Below are 21,028 nucleotides of genomic sequence, written 5' to 3'. Positions count from 1 at the left end.
CAAAGTTTTGCATTACTTCCGCGGCAGCTTACATGCGCTTTTAGGAGACGCCGAACAGCTTTGCCAAGCTCTCGATAACGACGGCCAGCGCCACGAGCGTGGCGATCCCCATCAGCGGCCAATCGCCCAGCCGGGCTCGCGCTAAGGGTCGACTGAAAGCTCCGGCGGGGCCTGGGAAGCGGACGTCTCTCGCGGTTTCAAAAATCTCCGCACCAGTCGTTCCCGTGCCCAGGCTGCCACTCTTGAGCAAGTCCTTCCCGCTGGAGAGCATCTCCTGGCGGCGTCGTGAACAATCGGGCGTGCTCTGCTCGATACTGCGTCGGAGAAACGCCCATAATCCGGCGAAAGGTGGCGCTGAACGCGCGATCGGAAACATATCCAGGGAAACGGCTATAGAGGATATCGGCTCACGGCCGCGGCGGAGCCGCGTGGCGGCGAGGTGCATCCGCCACCGTGCGAGGTAGTAGATCGGTGCAGCACCGACACTCGCCGTAAAATGACAGACGAAAGCCGATCTCGACTAGAACGCGAGTTTAGCAAGCTCACCACGATGTAGCGGCCGTCCGGCGTCTCTAGAACGGCTTTTCCTTCTTCAAGCGTCGCCGTCTCTGCGAGGAGGGTCGACCTTTCGAAGGCTGAAGAAGTATCGCCGCTCGTCGCCTTCGACGACCATCATGCCGGCAAACGCGTTGTCGTCGATCCTTCGGAAATAGTCGACGATCGGCTGGCGGTCGTAGACCATCGCGGCCGTCTCCTTGCCGTCGATCATGCGGAGCTTGACGGACGCCGTCGTTCCCCGTGCGCGGAAGACCTTCTGCAGATATGAGAACCAGTTCCGGGCGACCAAGGTGCGCCCGAAGGGGGCGAGGCGGATCTCAGTCCTGACCGGAACGAACGCCGGCTCGATCGGCACGAGACGTCCCGGCCGCCATTGGAAGAGCAAGGCGTCTGCGCGCAGATCCGGGTGGAATCGCTTCCCGAACCATTGAAGGTTCTCGAGGACGCCGTCCAGTGGATGCCCGGAAGGAATGCCGACGCCCCGCCAGAGGCCGATCATGTCGGCGGGCAGGACCGGCGGCAGCGACCGTAACCAGGCGATCTTCTTCGACTGCAGGTCGTCGGGCATCGTCTCTCCGAAGCATCGAAGGGTCGAGTGCGGTGCCGGACAGGTTGGGCGCTCGTCTGCCGTGTCGTTGGCCGCAGCGAGAAACCGAAAAAATCGCCGCGTTCACTATCCCTGTCATGTCCGGTTGACACGGTCGCTCTCGGCGAAGGGAATGTCGATCGCTCGGAATGGTTCCGACGTTTCGGCAGCGTCGTCCCAGGGCCGTGCACTCGCAACCTCGACGAAGGTTCTCCCTACAGAGGGAGGACTCGCCATGGCATGAACAAACCGAAAGACGGCGCTCTCGGAACGACTGACCAGTCACCACAATGGGAAGGCCCGCAGAAGAATACGCGTCGCAGCCTGGCGAGGCTCGCTTCCGCATCACCTGCAGCACGTCCAGCTCAATCGACGTCGGAAACCTCATCTAAACGCTACCACCCAAACTCACGACAGCCTGCGCTGCCGCGAAACGATTTCGCGTGCCTGCGGCCGTCCGGGTAAACGGGGCGCTCCCCGTGTCCGGGTCGAGCGCCCTCGGCTTTTCTGAAGATCCGAAGGCGAGCTGCATTGCGCGCCGCATCAAGCCCAGGCAAACCCCGCGCAATCCCTGGGGCCACGGCCTATGCCGCTAGATTGCCCGGACGTTCTCGGCCTTCGACTTCCCGGTTTTCCGGTCTTGTCCGAGGTCGTAGGAGACCTTCTGTCCGTCGCGCAGGAGAGTGGAGCCTTGGACGGCGCTTACGTGGACGAAGACATCCTGGCCGCCGTCGTCGGGCGTGATGAAGCCGAAGCCCTTATCCTGGTTGAAAAATTTGACGGTTCCGTTGGCCACTGAACTTCTCCTGGTGCGTGCGAGATGGAGTGCGATTCATAGACATCGATCGTTTCCTCCGCAACGTGATTTCGCGTTCCCTTCCCTGTGAGCAGCTCGCAGATCTAAGTGCGCTCGGCGTACCTGACCTTGACGACGCGGTCGAGAAGCTCGGGAAACCGACCGTTTTCCTGGCCAGCTTCCTGAGTTGATGAGGCGGCAGGCGATCTGCATGTTTCCGATCTCGGAGTGCCCGGAGGGCCGATCGTCGCCATTGCCCATTTTCTGTTCCCTCCCTGAGATCGTCGGCACGTAGCGCCCTTAGCTCCCTTGGGTGGGACTTTGTCCAATAGAACGTGTGGGCTTCGATGGAACGATCATGAAGCAAGATTCGAGCCGCGACACCTGCGGCTTATCGGCCGAAAATTGCATCGAGAATGGCAGCCACATCAAAGAGTTTCTCGCAGGCAGGATCAAATCCGTGCCCTTGTGCCAGCTGCCGCGCCCAATTTACCGCCGCTCTGCCCCCCCAATCGTCAGGCGGATTACACAGAGTTTCCGACCTCGTGCCATGGTAGCGCTCGGCGACGAAATCATAAAAGGAACCGTTGACGTTCCGTAGGGCCGCGCCACCCTCGGTACCATGGAAGCTCGCGCTTATGACGGCATCGCATCCTGCATGCAAACGCCAGGAGCAGGCCAATCGAAGAACGGCACCCATCGCAAGTTCAATCGTCCCGACCGCAAAATCCTCGACCTCCGTTTCATCCTTGCGAAGTGGCAGTCCTTGGCGGAACAACCTGCCTTCGACTTTCGTGACGCTTGGAAAATCCAAGGTCCAAAGCCCAAGATCGGCCAGGTGGACCCCAAGATCCATCAGGCAACCGCCGCCAGAGAGCGACCTGTCGTAGAACCATCCCTTGTCCGGTCCGTAGGCATTGTGAAATACCAAGTCGGCGGCGAAGACGCTGCCCAGCTCTCCGGCCCGGATGATGTCGCGAATGCGGCGCATGCCGGCTGTGTGGCGATAAGATAAATCGACGTCCAGCAACCGGTCGGCCGCTCGTGCAGCTGCAATGACTGCCGCCACTTCGTCTTTCGAGCGGCCGAGCGGCTTCTGGCAAAAGACCGCGATGCCGCGACTGAGGGCTTCGATCGCTTGCTCTGCATGCAAGGCACTTGGGGTTGCAATGACCATTCCGTCGAGGCCATGCTGCAGCAAAGCGTTGCAAGAAGGAACGACCTCGGCCGATTTAGCCAGCTTGCGTGCTTCCTCCGCCATCTCCGCCGATGGGTCGCAAATTGCGACGGCATCGACCAGGCCAGTTTCCAGAAGCGACTTCATGCGGAGACGGCCGATCCAGCCGACGCCCAGAAATCCCAGACGCGTCGGGCGGGTATCGCCGCGAAGCCTTTCGGCCTTTGAAATCTTATTCACGCGTACATCACCAATGCCTTGAGAAATCCATGGGGCCGGTCGCGCGTCATATCGAGCGCCTCGCCCAGCCGCTCCAGCGGAAAGTGGTGCGTATAAAGAACTGAGGGGTCAAACAGCCCCTCCTGAACCGCTTTAACGGCATCGCGGATCCCTTGCACGTAAACGGCCGGGTCGCGCTCATGAGCATTGATGACGTCAAGTCCCCGCCAGTTCCAAAGCTGCATGTTGATCTGCCGCGGGCCGTCCTGATGATAGCCGGCAACAATGAGCCTTCCGCGTTCTTTCGTGAGTTCGCCGGCGAGATCGAGCGGCCATTGCTTGCCGACGGCCTCGATAACGCAGTCGCAGAAGCGGCCGCCGGTAAGCGCCTTGACCTCCTCGATGATTCGCCAATGATCATCGATGGGGATAGTTTCTGACGCACCCATGCGCTTTGCCAGGTCCAGCGAGAATTGCCGGCGGGACATGGCGATCACGCGCGCCCCGGCCAAGACTGCGAGCTGCGTCAGCAGTGCACCCAGGAAGCCGATCCCGACGATCGCGACGGTCTGGCCGGCTCCGATGAGGCTGCGTTTAAAGATGTTCATCGCGCAGCCAAGCGGTTCCCCCGGAAAGGGCTGACCAGCCAGTTGGTCCGGCAGCCGCACCACGGCATTTTTATCGGCGAGGTCGTGGGTCGCATAGCCGTGATAGCTGAGCGCGGCGACACGATCCCCGACGAAAAGATCTTCGACATCCGCCCCGACCGCGTCGATGATGCCCCAACCTTCGTGTCCCAGGCCGCCGGGTTCTGTCGGAAACGTCATCCATTCGGGTCCGGCCCATGGTGTGAGGTTCGAAGCGCAGACACCGCAGCCTTCGAGCGCTATGCGCACCTGACCAGACGCCGGTTCGGGAAGCGGCAGGGTGTCCACTCTCATCTGGCCGGCAGCAGTAACCACCGCAGCCTTCATCCGCGAGGGTTGCGCCGATGTCACGATGTTCATGGACAATCCTCCTCGAGCAACACCTATTGCGGCTTTGCGGCAATTCAACCGGCACTCAATTGTACACCGCTTTGTATCCTGACCCGCTGGGCAATAAGATAATCCCTCAGTTTGGCAGAAACCGGCGTCGCAACCTGTTGCGGCCAAGGCGGGACGATACGTCCCGTGCTTGTCTTGCCGGCAAACGGCCCCAAGTCTTGTTTGTGACGATCGGTCTGTCTCCCGACTGATCGTGCTTTCCCATCGAGAACTTCCACCGGGATAACAGGTTCCACGGTCACCGACATCGAGTTCAAAGATGTCATTGATGATGTCATTGAAAAAGATGTCCTCGATGAAGGAACAAAGCTTAGGGTGTGATGTTCGGCCGGGGAATGTCGTCTCTTTCACACCCTAGGATGAGCCATGCGACGAGTTCTTGTCACGGGAGGCTGCGGATTTATAGGCCGCCATGTCATAGAAGAATTGCTCAGCAACTCTTATGATGTTCGCGCGCTGGACGCGCTGATTGACCAGGTTCACGCCGACGCCGAGCTAGCCATTCCCAAGCAGGTCGAACTGGTATGCGCCGATATTCGCGACAAGGCTAAAGTCCGCGAGGCGCTGGAGGATGTCGATGGCGTCATCCATCTGGCTGCGGAGGTAGGCGTCGGCCAATCGATGTATGAAATTGCCCGCTATGTCGGCAGCAACGATTTTGGTACCGCGGTCCTTCTCGAGGCCATGATCGGTCTGCCCGTCAAGCGCATTGTCGTCGCCTCCTCGATGAGCGTCTATGGCGAAGGCTCGTATGTCACGCTGGATGGTGACCGCCTTGGCTTCATCCGCCGCAATGGCGCGCAGATCAAGGCCGGAAAATGGGAGCCGGTTGGACCAAACGGCGAAACGCTGACGCCGGTCGCGACCGATGAGGAAAAGCCAGCGGACCTTGCCTCCATCTACGCCCTGACGAAATTCGCTCAGGAGCGTCAGGTGCTGATCTTCGGCGAAGCCTACGGCGTCGAAGCGGTGGCGCTTCGCCTTTTCAACGTCTTCGGTGCCGGGCAGGCGCTTTCAAATCCCTATACCGGAGTCCTGGCCAATTTCGCCTCGAGACTGGCCAACCGGCAGCCGCCAATGATCTTCGAAGACGGACGGCAGGGTCGCGATTTCGTGCATGTACGCGACGTGGCTCGCAGTTTCCGCCTCGCACTGGAACAGCCCCGTGCGACTGGTCATGTCATCAACATCGGCAGCGGCCAAGCCTACACGATCACCGAAGTCGCCACGTTCCTGGCAGAGGCCATGGGCCTGCCCGAGATAGTCCCGGAAATCCTAGGTAAGGCACGCTCAGGCGATATTCGCAACTGCTTTGCCGATATTTCGAAGGCACGTGAGCTGCTGGGATTCGAGCCACAACACCGGCTCGAGAACTCGCTCGGCCCCTTTGCCGAATGGGTCCGAAGCAGCGGTGCGATTGACCGCAGTGCCGAGATGAAACGGCAACTCGAAGAGCGGGGACTGGTGTCATGAACCCGCATACTCCAGAGCAGGTCAACCAGCTTGCCGCCCCGTCGGTGGCAGGCAACGCCGCGCCGATCCTCGTCGTCGGTGGCTGCGGCTTCATCGGCTGCAACATTGCCGACAGCTATCTGAACGACGGCGAGGACGTCATCCTGCTCGACAATCTGAGCCGACCGGGTGTCGACCAGAACCTGCAGTGGCTTAAAGATCACCACGGGGATCGCGTCCATCCCGTGCTTGCGGATGTTCGCGATTTGCGCAGCATCGAAGCGGCATTCGCGGATGCCAAATGTGTATTCCATTTCGCTGCACAGACGGCGGTCACTACGAGCCTCGCTCACCCGATCGACGACTTCGAGACCAATGCCCGCGGAACACTCAACGTACTGGAGGCCGTCCGCAAGGCCGGTCGCAACGCTCCAGTCATCTTCGCCAGCACCAACAAGGTCTATGGCAGCCTCGAAGGCATGCCGATAATCGAGCTGAACGACCGCTATATCCCCGCTGACGAGGAACTTCGCGCGTACGGCGTGAGCGAAGAACGCAACCTCGATTTCTGCACGCCTTACGGCTGCTCAAAGGGTGTCGCTGACCAGTATGTGCTGGACTACGCGAAGTCCTACGGACTGCCGACGGCGGTTCTAAGGATGAGCTGCATTTATGGCCCCCGGCAATTCGGCACGGAGGATCAGGGTTGGGTGGCGCATTTCCTCATTCGCGCGCTGCAGGGCGAACCGATCTCGATCTACGGCAGCGGCAAACAAATGCGGGACATCCTCCACGTGGACGATGCCGTCGCTGCCTACCGCGCCTTGCTGGCGTCGATAAACCGCGTGAAGGGCAGGGCGTTTAATCTCGGCGGCGGTCCGCACAATGCCGTCAGCATCCAGATCCTTCTGCGCGAGATCGAACTCCTGACGGGGCGCGCGCTCAAGACATCTCACAGGCAATGGAGGGCTGGCGATCAATTGTTTTTTGTCGCCGATACCCGGTTGCTTCACGAGACGCTCGGCTGGAGAGCGCAGACGTCATGGGTAGATGGTTTGCGAGACCTGCACGACTGGCTCGTCGAACATCGTTTCGGTGCGACACGAACTGAGCGCGCAAGGAGGCTGACGGCGTGACCGAATTGATGCACGACAGAACCTCTCCGCTGCCAGGATTTGTTCCTTGCTTGTCCCAGCAGCGACCGCGCCCCCGGCGCATTCTCATGACGATTGATGCGATTGGTGGGCTCCGGCGTTATGCCATGGACCTCGCTCGAGCGCTGAAGGAAGCGAACGTGGAGACGGTATTCGCCGGTCTGGGACCACGTCTCTCGACGCAACAGATGCGGGAGGCGACCGCAATTGGGCCATGCATCTGGCTGGACGCGCCGCTGGACTGGATGACGGACCGCGAGGACCACCTCGACGTCATTCCCGGGCTCCTGAGGGAACTGGCCGACAAGCATATGGTCGATCTCCTGCATCTGAACCTCCCGTCCCAGGCGGCGGGTCTCGTCTCCGACGTCCCTATCGTTGCAGTGTCGCATTCCTGCGTCGTCACCTGGTTTGAGGCTATGCGCGGGACTCGCCCCTCGGCTGACTGGTCGTGGCAGGCGGAACGAAACCGGAGAGGATTTGACTGTGCGGACATTGTGATTGCACCGAGCCGGAGCCACGCGGGGGCGTTGACACGCTGCTACGGAGCGATCCCCAACCTTGAAATCGTGCACAACTGCACGTGGCTTTCGGCCGCGCCGACCGCCAGGGAGAATTTCGTCTTTGCCGCCGGCCGATGGTGGGACGAGGGCAAAAACGGCGCATTGCTCGATCGGGTCGCGTCGATCACCAACCGCCGTATCGTCATGGCGGGTCCGGTTGAGGGCCCTGCAGGACAACACCTTACGATAGGCCACGCCGAACATCTCGGCGAACGATCCTATCCCGAGACGGTAGCGCTGATGGCGCGCGCCGGGATTGTCGTTTCCCCCTCACTCTACGAGCCGTTCGGTCTGGCGGCGCTTGAAGCGGCGCGAACGGGCGCTGCATTGGTGCTTGCCGACATTCCGATCTACCGCGAGTTATGGAACGGAGCCGCGCTTTTTGCCGATCCGCACGATCCGGCAAGCTTTGCAGATGCCATCGATTGTTTGACCGCAGACGAGGACATGCGGACCGGTCTCGGGTTTCTTGCGCAGCGGCGCTCCGGTCAGTTTTCGCCTGCGGCCCAATGCGAAGCCATTTTGCGCGTCTACGCGCTAGCCATGGCCAACACACGTATCCCGGCGGGCTAGCACATGAAGTTTCTCTTCTATACCCACTCGCTGATTTCGGACTGGAACCACGGCAACGCGCATTTCCTGCGGGGCGTGATGCGCGATCTCGTGAGGCGTGGCCATGAGGCATTCGCCTTGGAACCCGAAGGCGCCTGGAGCCGCGAGCACCTCATGGCTGAGGAGGGACCTGGTGCCGTAGATGCATTCCACAGAAGCTTCCCGACTCTACGATCGACGATCTACGGAACGAACTTCGATCACGAGGAAGCCGTAGCGAATGCAGATGTCGTGATCGTGCACGAATGGACAGATCCGAAGCTCGTTGCTCGGCTTGGTCGTGTGCGGCGCAATGGGGGCAGTTTCACCCTGCTGTTCCACGACACGCACCATCGGGCTGTGTCGGCCGAACGCGACATTGCCCGCCTTGAGCTTGCCGATTACGATCTTACCCTCGCTTTTGGCGAAGCGCTGCGACGGCGATATCTTCGAGCGGGTTGGGGAAGGCGCGTTTTCACCTGGCACGAGGCTGCGGACGCCGAGCTGTTCCGTCCGATGCCGGAGGTCGAAAAGAGCGGCGATCTGATCTGGATCGGAAACTGGGGTGATGACGAGCGTAGCGCTGAGATTGGTCATTTCCTGATCGAGCCTGCTCAGGCCCTGCAGCTTAAGACAACAGTTCAAGGCGTACGCTACCCTAAAAGCGCACGCGAGGCATTGAAGCGCGCGAGGATCGACTATGGCGGGTGGATCGCCAATGCCGAGGTTCCGCGAGCCTTTGCGGAAAATCGCGTCAGCATCCACATTCCTCGCCGACCCTACGTTGAGGCGCTGCCCGGCATTCCGACAATCCGGGTATTCGAGGCGCTCGCCTGCGGAATCCCGTTGATCTCCGCGCCCTGGGACGACGCCGAAAACCTCTTCCGAGACAATCAGGATTTTCTCTTTGCGCGCGACGGCGCCCAGATGACGCGGTTGCTCAAGGATGTGCTTTCCGACCCGGCATTCGCCGACGAACTGGTGCGATCCGGCCTTGAGACAATTCGCGCACGCCACACCTGCCGGCATCGCGTCGATGAGCTTCTTGCGATTCTCGGCACCGAGGGGTCGGACCGTGTTCGAAACAAACTCCTTTCTAGGGAGGAGGCAGAATGAAGATAGCCTTCTACGGATCCAGCATCGTCTCCGCCTATTGGAACGGCGCAGCCACCTATTACCGCGGATTGCTGCGCGCTCTCGCAGCCAAAGGTTATGAGATCACCTTCTATGAGCCGGATGTCTATGACAGGCAGAAAAACCGCGACATCGATCCGCCTGAGTGGTGCAACGTCGTGGTCTACGAGGGCAGCATTGTCGCATTGAAGCATGTTGCCGAAGAAGCCCGGCTTGCCGACATCGTCATCAAGGCGAGCGGCGTTGGTTTTGAAGACGAATTGCTGCTGCAGGAGGTGATGCACTCGGCTCGCCCCGGGGCGCTCAAGATATTCTGGGACGTCGATGCCCCCGCGACGCTCGCCGAACTACGCGCTGCACCCGACCATCCTTTGCGCCTCTCGCTTCCCGCGCTCGATCTGGTCTTGACCTATGGTGGCGGCGACCCCGTGGTCGAAGCTTATCGCTCCCTCGGCGCCCGGGAGTGCATTGCGATCTACAATGCCCTCGACCCTGAAACCCATCATCGCGTCGCAGCCGATCGACGTTTTGAAGCCGACCTCGCTTTTCTCGGCAACCGGCTGCCGGACCGCGAAGCGCGCGTCGAAACCTTCTTTCTGGAACCGGCGGCGCGGCTGTCTCGACACACTTTCCTGCTTGGGGGGTCAGGTTGGCAGGACAGGGCATGGCCCGAAAACGTCAACTATGTCGGTCATGTGCCCACGCGCGACCACAATGCGTTCAATGTCACCCCAAAGGCGGTGCTGAACATCTCGCGCGCCAGCATGGCAGAGAACGGCTTTTCGCCAGCGACACGCGTCTTTGAAGCGGCGGGGGCTGGGGCCTGCCTGATCACCGATCTTTGGGAGGGTATCGAGCTATTCCTGAAGCCCGATGAGGAGATCCTCGTCGCCCGGGATGGCCAGGAGGTTGCGGGAATCCTGAGGGCGCTCACCCGAGCGCAAGCGCAGGAGATCGGCAAACGGGCGCTCGCCCGGGTGCTGAGAGAGCACACCTACGGGCACCGCGCCGAGGAGGCTGATCGCATCTTCCGGTCGCGCACCCACAAAGCGGAGGCGGCCGAATGACGCGTTCGCTCAACGTTGTCGTCCTTGGCCTTTCACTCTCCTCATCCTGGGGCAACGGTCACGCCTCGACGTTTCGCGCACTGCTCCGCGGTATGAGGGCGGAAGGGCACAATGTCCTGTTCCTTGAACGGGACGTTCCCTGGTATTCCGGCAATCGTGATCTCCCCGAGCCCAACTTCTGCGAGCTCGCCTATTACAGCAGTGTGCAAGGACTGATCGAGGATTTCGCTGAGCGGCTACGCAGGGCCGATGCCGTCATCATCGGTTCCTATGTGCCCGAAGGCGTTGCGGTCATCGATGCAGTTGCGGCGCTCGATCCGGCGCAGCTCTGCTTCTACGACATAGACACGCCCGTGACGCTCGCCAAGCTCGATCGCGGTGACGAGGAATATCTGGCGCGACGTCAGATTCCGCTCTTCGACATGTATTTATCCTTCTCCGGCGGCAAGGTCCTTGACCGGCTGGAGACGAGCTACGGCGCCCGGCGTGCGGGAGCGCTCTATTGTTCAGTTGATGCGGAGCTTTACCGCAACACAGGCGAAGAGCCTTTGTGGGACCTTGGTTATCTCGGCACTTATAGCCCCGACCGTCAGCCGGCGTTGCGGCAGCTGTTGATCGAGCCGGCGCGGCAGCTGCCGCAGATGCGCTTCGTCGTTGCCGGACCGCAATATCCGGAAGGGATCGATTGGCCGGCGAATGTCGAGCGCATCGAGCACCTGCCGCCTGAGGAGCACGCGAGCTTCTATAGCCGCCAACGTTTTACGCTGAACGTGACCCGCGCCGCGATGATCGCGGCGGGATGGTCGCCGAGCGTCCGTCTCTTCGAAGCCGCCGCCTGCGAAACGCCAATCATCAGCGATTTCTGGCCCGGCTTGGACGAACTCCTGCCGCACGGGCAAGCCGCCATCATTGCCTGTCAGACCAGCGATGTCGTCTCGGCATTGAGCGGCATGGATGCGAAGGCAAGGAGTGCGCTTGCGAGCGAAGCGTACCGTCGGGTGATTAATAGCCACACCGGCGTTGCCAGGGCGCGCGAATTCGCACGCACGCTTTTCGGCAACGCGCTGCACTTTGACAGGGAAGCACCGCTCAAGAGCCCACGGGTGTCGGTTTGAAATTGAGGAGATTGGTGGATGCTGCATAAAACACAGGCTTTCGAGGGGAAAACCGTCGTCGTGGCCGGCGGCGCCGGCTTCGTTGGCTCGCATCTCTGCGATGCGCTGCTTGCGCGCGGGGACCGGGTGATCTGCGTCGATAGCTATCTGACGGGTTTCCCGGCTAATGTCCTTCCCCTGCACAACCATCCCGCCTTCACCATGATCGAGCAGGATATCTGCGACGAGATCGCGATCGACGAGAAGGTGGACCAGATCTACAATCTCGCTTGCCCCGCGTCTCCTCCGCAGTATCAGGCAGACCCGATCCACACCATGATGACCAGCGTCAGCGGAACGGGAAATCTGCTTCGGCTCGCTGAAAGAGATGGTGCATCCTTGCTGCAGGCGTCGACAAGCGAGGTTTATGGCGACCCCGAAGTGCACCCGCAGAGAGAAGACTATTGGGGTCATGTCAATTGCACGGGCCCGCGTGCCTGCTATGACGAAGGAAAGCGTGCGGCCGAGGCGCTCTGCTTCGATAGCCTCAGGGCTGGAAAGGTGGATGCCCGTGTCGTCCGGATATTCAACACATATGGCCCGCGCATGCAGCCGAGCGATGGCCGAATCGTCTCCAACCTCATCGTTCAGGCTTTGCGCAATGAGCCCTTGACGATCTATGGCAGCGGCGAACAGACCCGATCGTTCTGCTATATCTCCGATCTCCTGGATGGACTCACTCGACTCATGAATGTGCAGCCGAATCCGGGGGTGCCGGTCAATGTCGGCAATCCCGGGGAATTCACAATCGCGGAACTCGCGGACCTCGTGCAGTCGATGGTTCCCACACGTTCCAAGCTCATTCACATGCCGCTGCCGGCCGATGATCCGCAGCGCCGCCGGCCGGACATCACAAGAGCCCGCCAACTACTCGGCTGGGAGCCGAAGATTCCGCTTGCTGAAGGGCTGGAGCACACTATTGCCTGGTTCCGCCACATCCTGTCGAATCACCCCGCGCGCAGGAACATAAAGCGCCCACGGCTGGATATCACCCGACCTGCCTCCGTCGCGCCAGGGGCATCATCATGGAGGTGAAATTTTCGAGAAAGGACGATTTGGAGCGCGAGATCAAGGAACTCGGCCCCTGGTTCCACAACATGCGTATAGGGGGCATCGAAACGGCTCCCAACCATTTCCTGGGCGATTATCCGGCGTTCAAATGGGCTCGCTTCAAACACGTCCTGCCGGAAGATCTGGAGGGGCGCAGCGTGCTGGATATCGGCTGCAACGCCGGCTTCTACTCGCTGGAAATGAAAAAGCGCAACGCAGGGACGGTCGTCGCAATCGACACCGATCCTCATTATCTGCGCCAGGCGGAATTCGCGGCCGATCATGCCGGCGTTGAAATCGAGTTCCGGCTCATGTCCGTCTATGATGTCGCCAAGCTTGGGCAGCGCTTCGACCTCGTTGTCTTCATGGGTGTGCTCTATCACCTGCGCCATCCGATGCTGGCACTCGACCTGCTTTACGAGCATGTCGTCGGCGACACGATGCTCTTCCAGTGCCTGCAGCGCGGCGATGTGACCATTCCGGAGCTGCAACACGATTACGACTTTTCCGAATGGCGAATCTTTGAGCAGCCGGGTTATCCGAAGCTCTTCTTCGTCGAGGAACGGTTTTCCAACGACCCGACAAACTGGTTCATTCCAAACAAGGCCGCGATCGAAGCCATGCTGCGCAGTTCCGGTTTTGTCATCCAGCAAAACCCCGAGCGCGAAGTCTATCTCGTACGTCGCGGCCAGCGCCCATTTGCGGCCGATCCACCGCCGAAAATCGCGTAAGATTTTGTCGACGTTAGCGACCTTTTCGCCAATTCCATCAAGTGAAGCGGGTCAACAAGTCGGCCCCTCCCGACCGGGAAATCTCCCGTGTCGGCGTTATCTCCACAACGGTCCAGGTGCGCTTCCTGCGTCAAACCTGGTGGAGCATATGAACAGCTCAGTTCCGAGTTCGACTTCCAGGGGCTCATTTCGTCCGCTCACGCGTGCGGCTCAGGTGCGTTCGACAAACTTGTTGAAGCGGCTGGTGCTCCCGTCCTGCGTTTTTTCCTGATAGAGGAAGGCGAGTTTGTTTTGATCGAATATCTTGAAGAACTCATCCCATTCGATCTCGTCGAATTCTTCTTCGGGCTCTCGGAAATCAATGCGAAGAACTCCGCCCTTGCCTTTCGTTCTGATGACAGCGGGATGTCCGTCCCGCTCCTCTGCCCACCTGCGAATCTCGTCGTGGTTTGTCGTGGTCTTCGAGCCGCTCATCTGCTTCTCCTCTATTTTTACGCTTTCCTAGCCGGAACCGCCTGCGCCCTCAAAAGTTCCAGCCGACATGGCGAACGAGCCGCCACCCTCCACGTCCTCAGACCTTGGCACCTTTCACAACGATCCCGCCGCTGGATCAGCGAAGCCCCGGAGGCCATCGACCGGTCACCTTCGCCGCGTGGTACTGGCAGCAGCAGGCCCACCCAAGTTATAACGCCGTTAGGAACTGGGTGCGATAGTGATGATCGAGTGAGGCTTGAGTTAGGCTCTCACTTGAAGCAGCTACGCAGAGACTGTCTGCTGCCACTCGGCCAGGCGGCAAGTCGAGGCGCCCGCCCCGTAGGTTCGGGCTATGCACGGTTTTGATCCGGCCCGATCGCGCCGCCCTCGACGGTGCCGAAACCGCGCCAGCAAGTATTCAATGGAATGCGGGAACCAATAGGCCCTTGGGTTGTTCGGTTCGTTCATTAGCTGGTGAGGCATGATCAGCATGCCGCGGTCGTCTCAAAGCAGTATGAAAACCGGTCAAAAGGATAATAGGGATCCTCCAGTCACCAGCTATCTTCCTGGGTGGGTGGCGCGGGCGCTTGCGGCGAATGGTATCCGGCGATTGGCAGAGGCGGCATCCATGAGCGATGCGGATCTCCTGAAACTCCCGGGAATTGGGAAAGCCTCGGTCAAGTTGATACGGTCCGCCAGCAGAAAGTCCCGGCGGGAGCACAGAGGTCAAACCAGTGGAACGACAACTTGAACCACACCTGCGGAGAGGAACCTGAAAGGTTAGCCGCTAAGTAACAGTTGCAAGCGCCGCAGATAGCTTTCCGCGGCTTTGTCGATCCTCGCTGTCTCAGCCCTGGGAATGCCATTTCGTGCTCCCGTCCACAGGCCAATCTGGAAGGCGAGATAACAGGCTTCAAAGGCGGTGAGGAGATCATCTCTCAAGTCACAATCTGCATGCTGCGAAACGATGTCCGCAAGGCGGTCGCGCTCAACCGCTGAAAGGTCAAATTCCACGCACGCGCCAGCGACGTCCCAAGCCACGTCCTGGCAACCGATCATGTCATGAGCGCAATTGTGGTCAAGAGCATCGGTTTTCAGCAGCTGACCGGTTGCCGTGACCAGCCATTCCCACCTGTGAAACCGATTGTCGCTATCGATGCGGCGCAATCGACGCACCAGCCGATCCGGATTGCCGATCAGCTGACGAAGCTTGCCCGCCGCTTCGCTATCACGGGCTTTCTCGACGTTGAAAACAGCCATATGGCATAGCTCATCGAGGGACGCGCCGCTGTTCGGGGCAGACATATGGCGGGCGCGGAAACCGAGATACCGGGCCAGCTGATCGATGATGTTCGATCTGTCCAGGTCAGCGGCATCCGCAGGCGTTCCTCTCACCCATCTTTCGACTGTAAATCCGTAGCATGCACCGACGATATCGGGTGTGAATCCTGCCTCGTTAAGCAAGGTGCCTCTTCGCGCCTTGGTCGAACCCGCATCGGATAGGCCGGCAAATTTGATAAGCCAGGATTGGTCCCCAGCCCGCATGAGGAATTTGCGTTTCTCCATCTGGATATGGCTCGGCGGCCAATCGCCGGGCTTCGCATAGTGGATGCCACGCCAAACCCCACCCGATAGATCCTGCCAAGAAACGCCTTCAACCCCCACAAGCTCGCTCACCCATGTCTGAAGGTTTCGCACTGGCTTCGGCGACCGGATGATGACATCGTCCATGCTGACAACATATCTTGCCCGTTCTCTCCAGCGCTGGCGTTGGTCTGTACTCGCCCGCGGCCCCGGTTCCCCGGCGTGACTCGGGAAGAAATGAAGCCTGTGAGGTTTCACTCCATGCGCTTCCAACCAATCGGCGACACTCCCGAACGAGCTTCCGGATAGGCCCGGTCCTTCGTCTACGATGGCAAAATTGCTCTCCGGATCCGCGAGGATACGGCCGGAAAGCTCCGCCGTGACCTGCATGCGCCGCTGAAAGGGATGTCCAGTCGGCCGCAATGAAAAAGCTGGGCCCGAGCCCAAGGCGGCGGCGACCAGGGCAGCCAGGGTGACCCCGATGCTTCGAAGGCCGATGACAACCGTGTTAGATGTGAGTTGCGAGCTGAGAGCGGCTTGAAGGTAGCTTTCTGGATAAAGAGCGTAAAAGGCAAAACCTTCGGTCTCCTTCATCTGAACGGGTTCACCGCTGTCCAGGTGCTCAAGAAGGCTTTTCCAGGCATTCGCAAGCAGCAATTCTCCGCCGAAATTGTTTTGCCACGATTGCATGACGGCTTGAGCATGCGTCAGCAAGAGCCTCGCGCCGGCTTCCTGGACCTTCGACACATCATCGGCCCCTTTCCTCTCGAACTCTTGATCGGCCAATCCCTGGACCAGCTCGCCCGTGGCGATGAAGGCTCTGACCAGCGCTGCATGGCGTTGCAATCCTGGCGGCATTCTTGTGCAAGCAACCATCGCAGCAGCAAGAGCGGCGCATACTGTCGCCGGTCGTTCAATGCGCCTGATATCGCCGTAGACCAGCATCGGACGGTTCTCCATCTCATTGCGAGCTCCTGACATGATCGTCGTTGGCGGTTCGCAGAATTAACCATCAGGTCTTTGGGAACAGATGACGCTGCAATCTGTTTGGGCAAGCATTGTAGATGCTTGGAGTATGACATGGGCTCGAGAGAAATTCGTGTCGGTCTGGTCGGGGTTGGTAATTGCGCGTCGTCGCTCGTCCAAGGATTGACCTATTACCGCGATGTACTGGGCAATGAACCGGTGCCCGGCCTGATGCATGTCGATCTTGGAGGTTACCATGTGAGGGACATCAAGATATCGGCCGCCTTTGATATCGCCGCCTCCAAGGTGGGCCGCGACGTGGCGGAAGCAATCTATGCCGAACCGAACAATACCGAGCGTTTTGCGGACATCGCTCCGACAGGGGTCGAAGTGAGGCGCGGCCCAACGCTGGACGGAATTGGCAAGTATCTGGAGGATATAGTCGAAGAGGCCCGCGAACCCGTCGCCGACGTGGCTAACATCCTTCGCGAAAACGAAACCGATGTGCTCGTATGTTACCTTCCCGTCGGTTCCCAAAAGGCTGCCAAGTGGTACGCGGAGCAGGCCCTCGATGCTGGTTGCGCCTTCATCAACTGCATTCCGGTCTTCATAGCTTCAACGGCTGAATGGCAACAGAAGTTCGCCGATCGCGGCCTTCCGATCATTGGCGACGATATAAAAAGCCAGGTGGGAGCAACAATCATCCACCGGGCGCTCGTAAATCTCTTCCGAGAACGCGGCGTCAGAGTCGATCGGACGTACCAGCTGAATTTCGGTGGCAACACTGATTTCCTGAACATGCTGGAACGCGAACGGCTGGAGTCGAAGAAGATTTCAAAGACACAGGCCGTGACGAGCCAGCTTGATATTCCACTTGCCGCCAACGACGTGCACGTCGGGCCCAGCGACTATGTCCCGTGGCTTGCAGACAGGAAGTTGGCCTATATCCGGGTCGAAGGCACGACCTTCGGTGGCGTACCCCTCAATGCCGAACTCAAACTGGAAGTCTGGGACTCTCCCAACTCCGCCGGCGTGGTCATAGACGCGGTACGATGCGCCAAGCTGGCGCTCGATCGCGGCATCGGTGGTGTTCTGACCGGCCCTGCGAGCTACTTCATGAAATCTCCGCCTCAACAATTCACAGACCATGAGGCGCATCGCCGGACACAGGAATTCATCGACGATCAGGAGGATATTCTGCGCGGAGCCGCGCAATGAGCGCCACGTTTCTTTTGGTGCGCCATGCGGCACACGACAGTGTCGGAAGCTTTCTGGCCGGCAGATGCGAGGGCGTTTCGCTCAGCGCTGCCGGCTTGGAGCAGGCTCGGCGTCTCGGAGAGCGAATGAGAGGCGAGCATCTAACCGCCATCTACACCAGTCCGCGGGATCGCACCCGGCAAACGGCCGAGGCAATCGCATCAGCGTCTGCCATCGGGCCACCGCAGATCACTGAAGCACTAGATGAGGTGAATTTCGGCAGCTGGTCGGGGCAGACATTCGAGGCGCTCGATGGGGATCCTCACTGGTGCCGATGGAACACCGTTCGCAGCCTAGTGCGCACGCCCGGGGGTGAAACGATGCTGGACGTTCAGCGGCGAGTTCTGGAACTGATTGAAACCCTGACGAGCAGCGGGCATGGCCCCAGGATAGCTCTCGTTTCGCATGCGGATGTCATCAAAGCGGCAGTCTGCCATGTCCTTGGCCTTTCGGTCGACGCCTGGCCGAAATTCGACATCGCGCCGGCGTCCATCACTGTGGTGGTCGCTGGGGACTGGGGCGCTAAGGTCGTGACACTCAACGAAATCGTCTCTTAGAGCAGCGGGGGAAAAACACATGATCGAGGCCGCAATGATCTGGAACGAACCGAACAACAAATCTCATTGGGATCCGGAATTCGACCCGGATTGGAGCCGCTTCGCTCAAATGGCTATTCTTGCGGCCGACGCGATCGCAACACGAAATCCGGCCCTCACAAAAGTCCTCGGCGGGTTATCTCCAATTGATCCCGGCTTCATGACGCGCATGAGAGATTACGGCGTGCTCGACCATGTCGATGCCGTGGCAATCCACGGCTTTCCGCTTGATTGGAACCTGTGGCAGATTCACGAATGGCCCCAGAAGATCGATGCAATTCGAGGTGTTACCGATCTCCCGATCTGGGTCACTGAGGTCGGCGTGTCGACCTTCGGGGCAGAGGAAGTTCAGCTGTGGGGGCTAAAGCGAACGGCCGAATTGTTGAAAGGCAAAGTCGAGCGATGCCAATGGTACAGCCTCTACGATCTTCCCAAAGCCTGGGAAGCAACAACACGACATCGCGAGGCGGAAGGCTCCTCCTATTATCGCCATTTCTATATGGGCCTTCTTCGCGAGGACGGTGCGCCAAAGCCCGCCCTCGATGAGTTCGCCCAACACACTCCCGAACTGGGTCTCGTGCAATGGTTCCGCTTCGAAGATCCGAGGCTTGACAATGCTGTCGCTTGGATGAAGCGCCTTGGTGTCAAATCTGTTCGCACCGGCTTGTCGTGGGCTGACCGCTTTCGTCCGAATGCGCTGGACTGGTTTGACAGGCAGATGCGTGCTCTCGAAGATTTTGACGTGACGGCGACATTCTGTTTTACACCCGAACATCGGGGTATAGCGCCACACCACACGAGCCCCCCCTTGGTCCCGGAGGAGTTCGCCCAATTCTGCGATGAGATGGTTGCGCGATATGCGCCGCAACAGGATAGCCGTTCCGCGTCGCCCGGACTGCAATCAGCTCGGCCTATCTGAAACGCCAGTCTCCTGCCTTCGGCATCGAATAGACCCAGCCGATCCATCAGGCGACTGAGCCTACCTGGATGTGAGTGACGCGTGGAAATGCGGCGGTTGCCTACAGTTATTCGCCGACCAGAGTCGGTGCCTCATCCTGCCAGGGAGAGAGGATTTAGCGTGCCTGTCGCCTTCGCAGGAGAGCGACTTCGGAACCGGAGCGGGCCTTCTGAATTCACGCAAGTCAATCGATGGGTGAGACGAAGCTGGTTTCGGCTAATGTATCGTCATGGAACGAGTGCTCTACGGCGGTGTCCCGCTAGTTCGACAATAGCGCTAGCGTCATCCCATCATTTGGATCTCATCTAGAGAACGGAGCTGAACCTCGATCGTTGACCTAGTGACCGTCACCGCGTTCAATTTGGCTTCAGCCTTGCGCCACGGGGGGTGTCGCGTCGGAAGTTTGCTTTGGCCATGCATCAGTAAACAGCCGCCTGGAGGCGGCTGTTTTTGTGATTGTCAAAGGTGAAGCATCTTCATTTCTTTTCCAGATCCTCGGCCATCTGAAGGTGATGTTCCAGTGCGGGAACGGTCTTTGCGGCCCAGGCTTTCAAATCCGGGTTGTCGCCTTCATTCCCGTAACGCTTGAAGACGTCGACAGCATCCTCGTGCGCGTCGACCTGATCGTCGTGATATTGCTCCGTGAAATCTGCTCCCTCAAGTTTCTTGAGCTTGTTAAGGGTTTCCTGCTGACCGTCCGACATAGCAGTAGCTGGCATTGCCTTTACTTTGCCACTGTCGATAAGTCCCTTCAGCTCGGCTGTCGTCTTCTGGTGATCCTGAACCATTTGCTGAGCAAACGCCTTCGTGGCTTCATCCGCTCGCTCGAGCGCGAGTTTGCTCGACTCGATCTCGAACATGTCACTCATCGAGACTTCTTTGACGAAGTCCTCAGTCTTGGGAGGGATTGCCAGCGCCGAATTGACGCCAGATTTTTCCGCCGCAGACTGCGCCAAGGCAGATGTTGCCACCATAAGACCGGCGGCCATCAAAACAATCGATCGCATCGGGTTTCTCCTTTGTGCAGCCATTCGAACAAAGAACCCGGGAACTTGTTCCTACAGCTTCAGGAAAGTCTCGGATTGAACAGGCTGGTGGATATCAGCCCGCGCTATCCTTGCCGATCATTGTAATAGGCAGATCAGCGGGCCCCCATCAGGCCACAGGAACTCCGGTGCGGCAAAAGGAAATCCGGCCTGCTGCGATGACCATATGCCTTGTCTCTTTCAGCGGGGAAGCAAATCCTCCGACGGTGATGGAGATATTGAGGACCATGATTCCCGGTTTGGGAATCTGCGAAAGCCCGGCTGTCGCCGGGCTTTCTTGCGGACCCTGGCGTAGCTTAATTGCGGCGGAAGGGAGAGGAGCAATGCAGCTCATCGACACTCTTATAATCGATGGCGCTATGACGGTCAGAGGAGAGGGGCCGCGAGCTCGTCTCCTTGCACATGAGTGACTGACACCCTGATGGCGACGAAGCCATCCATCGCAGGAGATCATGGTTCAGCTCACGGAGACGGGAGCGATCCAGAGGAAGATCTATCTAGCATGCTTGCCACGAGCTTCCACGCAATTAAATGCCGCGTGGAGCAGCTCGCGTGCCGCGCGGGGGCGCGGCATTGATGATCGCGCAGGGAGAGTATGCAAGTTCAAATCGCTCGATCAACGAGTTCCCCTTAGGATGCTTCGTGATCAGAAAGGGCCGCAGGGAGAGGTTCCACAAACCATATCACCGAGGAGGAACAAATCTTCCAGTCGATAGTTCGCGGGATATGGCAGCCGCCGTTAACCATGCATGGGAGGATTCAATGTCAAACGAGTTTTCGGAAAGCGAGGTGGCGCCCTTGCGTCAGTCGCCACCACAAAGCGGAGAGCCCAATCCATCGACGACGAGCCCAGCGCAGTTGGGCGATCT

18 protein-coding genes and 1 pseudogene are annotated in these 21,028 nt (G+C 59.4%); 12 read left to right on the top strand and 7 right to left on the bottom strand.

Translation table 11 applies throughout. The features are described from left to right. Nucleotides 1-592 precede the first annotated feature (592 nt). The 4 genes from ACPYOI_RS00095 to ACPYOI_RS00080 form a co-directional block, all read right to left on the bottom strand. A complete protein-coding gene (locus ACPYOI_RS00095) occupies nucleotides 593-1,126 on the bottom strand; it encodes a DUF4334 domain-containing protein (protein ID WP_481419977.1) in 534 nt (177 codons plus the stop codon). A gap of 610 nt (nucleotides 1,127-1,736) precedes the next feature. Next, a complete protein-coding gene (locus ACPYOI_RS00090; RefSeq protein WP_481419978.1) occupies nucleotides 1,737-1,940 on the bottom strand; it encodes a cold-shock protein in 204 nt (67 codons plus the stop codon). Between the two features lie 391 nt (nucleotides 1,941-2,331). Then, complete coding sequence (locus ACPYOI_RS00085) at nucleotides 2,332-3,357, bottom strand: Gfo/Idh/MocA family protein (protein ID WP_481419979.1); 1,026 nt, start codon at nucleotides 3,355-3,357, stop codon at nucleotides 2,332-2,334. Further along, nucleotides 3,354-4,343: an MDR/zinc-dependent alcohol dehydrogenase-like family protein gene (locus ACPYOI_RS00080; RefSeq protein WP_481419980.1), complete on the bottom strand. Its 990-nt coding sequence runs from the start codon at nucleotides 4,341-4,343 to the stop codon at nucleotides 3,354-3,356. The genes ACPYOI_RS00085 and ACPYOI_RS00080 overlap by 4 nt, the downstream gene beginning before the upstream one ends. A gap of 405 nt (nucleotides 4,344-4,748) precedes the next feature. On the opposite strand from ACPYOI_RS00080, the gene ACPYOI_RS00075 reads away from it, so the two are divergent. From ACPYOI_RS00075 to ACPYOI_RS00040, 8 genes and pseudogenes are all read left to right on the top strand, one after another. Then, a complete protein-coding gene (locus ACPYOI_RS00075; RefSeq protein WP_481422354.1) occupies nucleotides 4,749-5,855 on the top strand; it encodes an NAD-dependent epimerase/dehydratase family protein in 1,107 nt (368 codons plus the stop codon). A 14-nt stretch (nucleotides 5,856-5,869) separates the two neighbouring features. Further along, nucleotides 5,870-6,970 (top strand): annotated as a pseudogene (locus tag ACPYOI_RS00070) (NAD-dependent epimerase/dehydratase family protein); the annotation flags it as partial. A gap of 86 nt (nucleotides 6,971-7,056) precedes the next feature. Beyond that, nucleotides 7,057-8,124 (top strand): glycosyltransferase family 4 protein, encoded by a 1,068-nt coding sequence (locus tag ACPYOI_RS00065; RefSeq protein WP_481422352.1) that lies wholly within the window; start codon nucleotides 7,057-7,059, stop codon nucleotides 8,122-8,124. A 3-nt stretch (nucleotides 8,125-8,127) separates the two neighbouring features. After that, nucleotides 8,128-9,258, top strand: coding sequence for a CgeB family protein (locus ACPYOI_RS00060; RefSeq protein WP_481418006.1), 1,131 nt, complete (start codon nucleotides 8,128-8,130; stop codon nucleotides 9,256-9,258). Continuing rightward, nucleotides 9,255-10,343 carry a CgeB family protein gene (locus ACPYOI_RS00055; RefSeq protein ID WP_481418007.1) on the top strand — a complete coding sequence of 363 codons (1,089 nt, stop codon included), beginning with the start codon at nucleotides 9,255-9,257 and terminating at the stop codon, nucleotides 10,341-10,343. The genes ACPYOI_RS00060 and ACPYOI_RS00055 overlap by 4 nt, the downstream gene beginning before the upstream one ends. Next, nucleotides 10,340-11,458 (top strand): CgeB family protein, encoded by a 1,119-nt coding sequence (locus ACPYOI_RS00050; RefSeq protein WP_481422351.1) that lies wholly within the window; start codon nucleotides 10,340-10,342, stop codon nucleotides 11,456-11,458. Before ACPYOI_RS00055 ends, ACPYOI_RS00050 begins: the two co-directional genes overlap by 4 nt. A gap of 18 nt (nucleotides 11,459-11,476) precedes the next feature. Further along, complete coding sequence (locus tag ACPYOI_RS00045; protein ID WP_481418009.1) at nucleotides 11,477-12,532, top strand: UDP-glucuronic acid decarboxylase family protein; 1,056 nt, start codon at nucleotides 11,477-11,479, stop codon at nucleotides 12,530-12,532. After that, nucleotides 12,523-13,278, top strand: coding sequence for a TIGR04290 family methyltransferase (locus ACPYOI_RS00040; RefSeq protein WP_481422350.1), 756 nt, complete (start codon nucleotides 12,523-12,525; stop codon nucleotides 13,276-13,278). Before ACPYOI_RS00045 ends, ACPYOI_RS00040 begins: the two co-directional genes overlap by 10 nt. A 210-nt stretch (nucleotides 13,279-13,488) precedes the next feature. Here ACPYOI_RS00040 and ACPYOI_RS00035 read toward each other — a convergent pair whose 3' ends face one another. Further along, nucleotides 13,489-13,752 carry a hypothetical protein gene (locus ACPYOI_RS00035; protein WP_481418010.1) on the bottom strand — a complete coding sequence of 88 codons (264 nt, stop codon included), beginning with the start codon at nucleotides 13,750-13,752 and terminating at the stop codon, nucleotides 13,489-13,491. A 481-nt stretch (nucleotides 13,753-14,233) separates the two neighbouring features. On the opposite strand from ACPYOI_RS00035, the gene ACPYOI_RS00030 reads away from it, so the two are divergent. Further along, on the top strand, nucleotides 14,234-14,503 hold the full coding sequence (locus ACPYOI_RS00030) for a helix-hairpin-helix domain-containing protein (RefSeq protein WP_481422349.1): 270 nt from the start codon (nucleotides 14,234-14,236) through the stop codon (nucleotides 14,501-14,503). Between the two features lie 29 nt (nucleotides 14,504-14,532). On the opposite strand, the gene ACPYOI_RS00025 is transcribed toward ACPYOI_RS00030, so the two are convergent. Continuing rightward, nucleotides 14,533-15,012, bottom strand: a complete 480-nt coding sequence (locus tag ACPYOI_RS00025; RefSeq protein ID WP_481418011.1) for a hypothetical protein — start codon at nucleotides 15,010-15,012, stop codon at nucleotides 14,533-14,535. A gap of 1,404 nt (nucleotides 15,013-16,416) precedes the next feature. Between ACPYOI_RS00025 and ACPYOI_RS00020 the strand changes: the two genes are divergently transcribed. From ACPYOI_RS00020 to ACPYOI_RS00010, 3 genes are read left to right on the top strand one after another with little or no spacing between them, the layout of a single operon-like run. After that, nucleotides 16,417-17,520 carry an inositol-3-phosphate synthase gene (locus ACPYOI_RS00020; RefSeq protein ID WP_481418012.1) on the top strand — a complete coding sequence of 368 codons (1,104 nt, stop codon included), beginning with the start codon at nucleotides 16,417-16,419 and terminating at the stop codon, nucleotides 17,518-17,520. Continuing rightward, nucleotides 17,517-18,116, top strand: a complete 600-nt coding sequence (locus tag ACPYOI_RS00015; RefSeq protein ID WP_481418013.1) for a histidine phosphatase family protein — start codon at nucleotides 17,517-17,519, stop codon at nucleotides 18,114-18,116. The genes ACPYOI_RS00020 and ACPYOI_RS00015 overlap by 4 nt, the downstream gene beginning before the upstream one ends. 19 nt (nucleotides 18,117-18,135) lie before the next feature. Next, the gene (locus tag ACPYOI_RS00010) at nucleotides 18,136-19,074 is read left to right on the top strand and encodes a beta-xylosidase (protein ID WP_481418014.1); all 939 of its coding nucleotides are present in this window, start codon (nucleotides 18,136-18,138) and stop codon (nucleotides 19,072-19,074) included. Between the two features lie 515 nt (nucleotides 19,075-19,589). On the opposite strand, the gene ACPYOI_RS00005 is transcribed toward ACPYOI_RS00010, so the two are convergent. Beyond that, nucleotides 19,590-20,120 (bottom strand): DUF4142 domain-containing protein, encoded by a 531-nt coding sequence (locus ACPYOI_RS00005; RefSeq protein ID WP_481418015.1) that lies wholly within the window; start codon nucleotides 20,118-20,120, stop codon nucleotides 19,590-19,592. Nucleotides 20,121-21,028: the final 908 nt, after the last annotated feature.

Source organism: Rhizobium sp. SVR5-2C (genome assembly GCF_056755115.1).
Note: the sequence above shows the minus strand (reverse complement) of the source record. Positions and strands in the feature narration are given on the sequence as shown.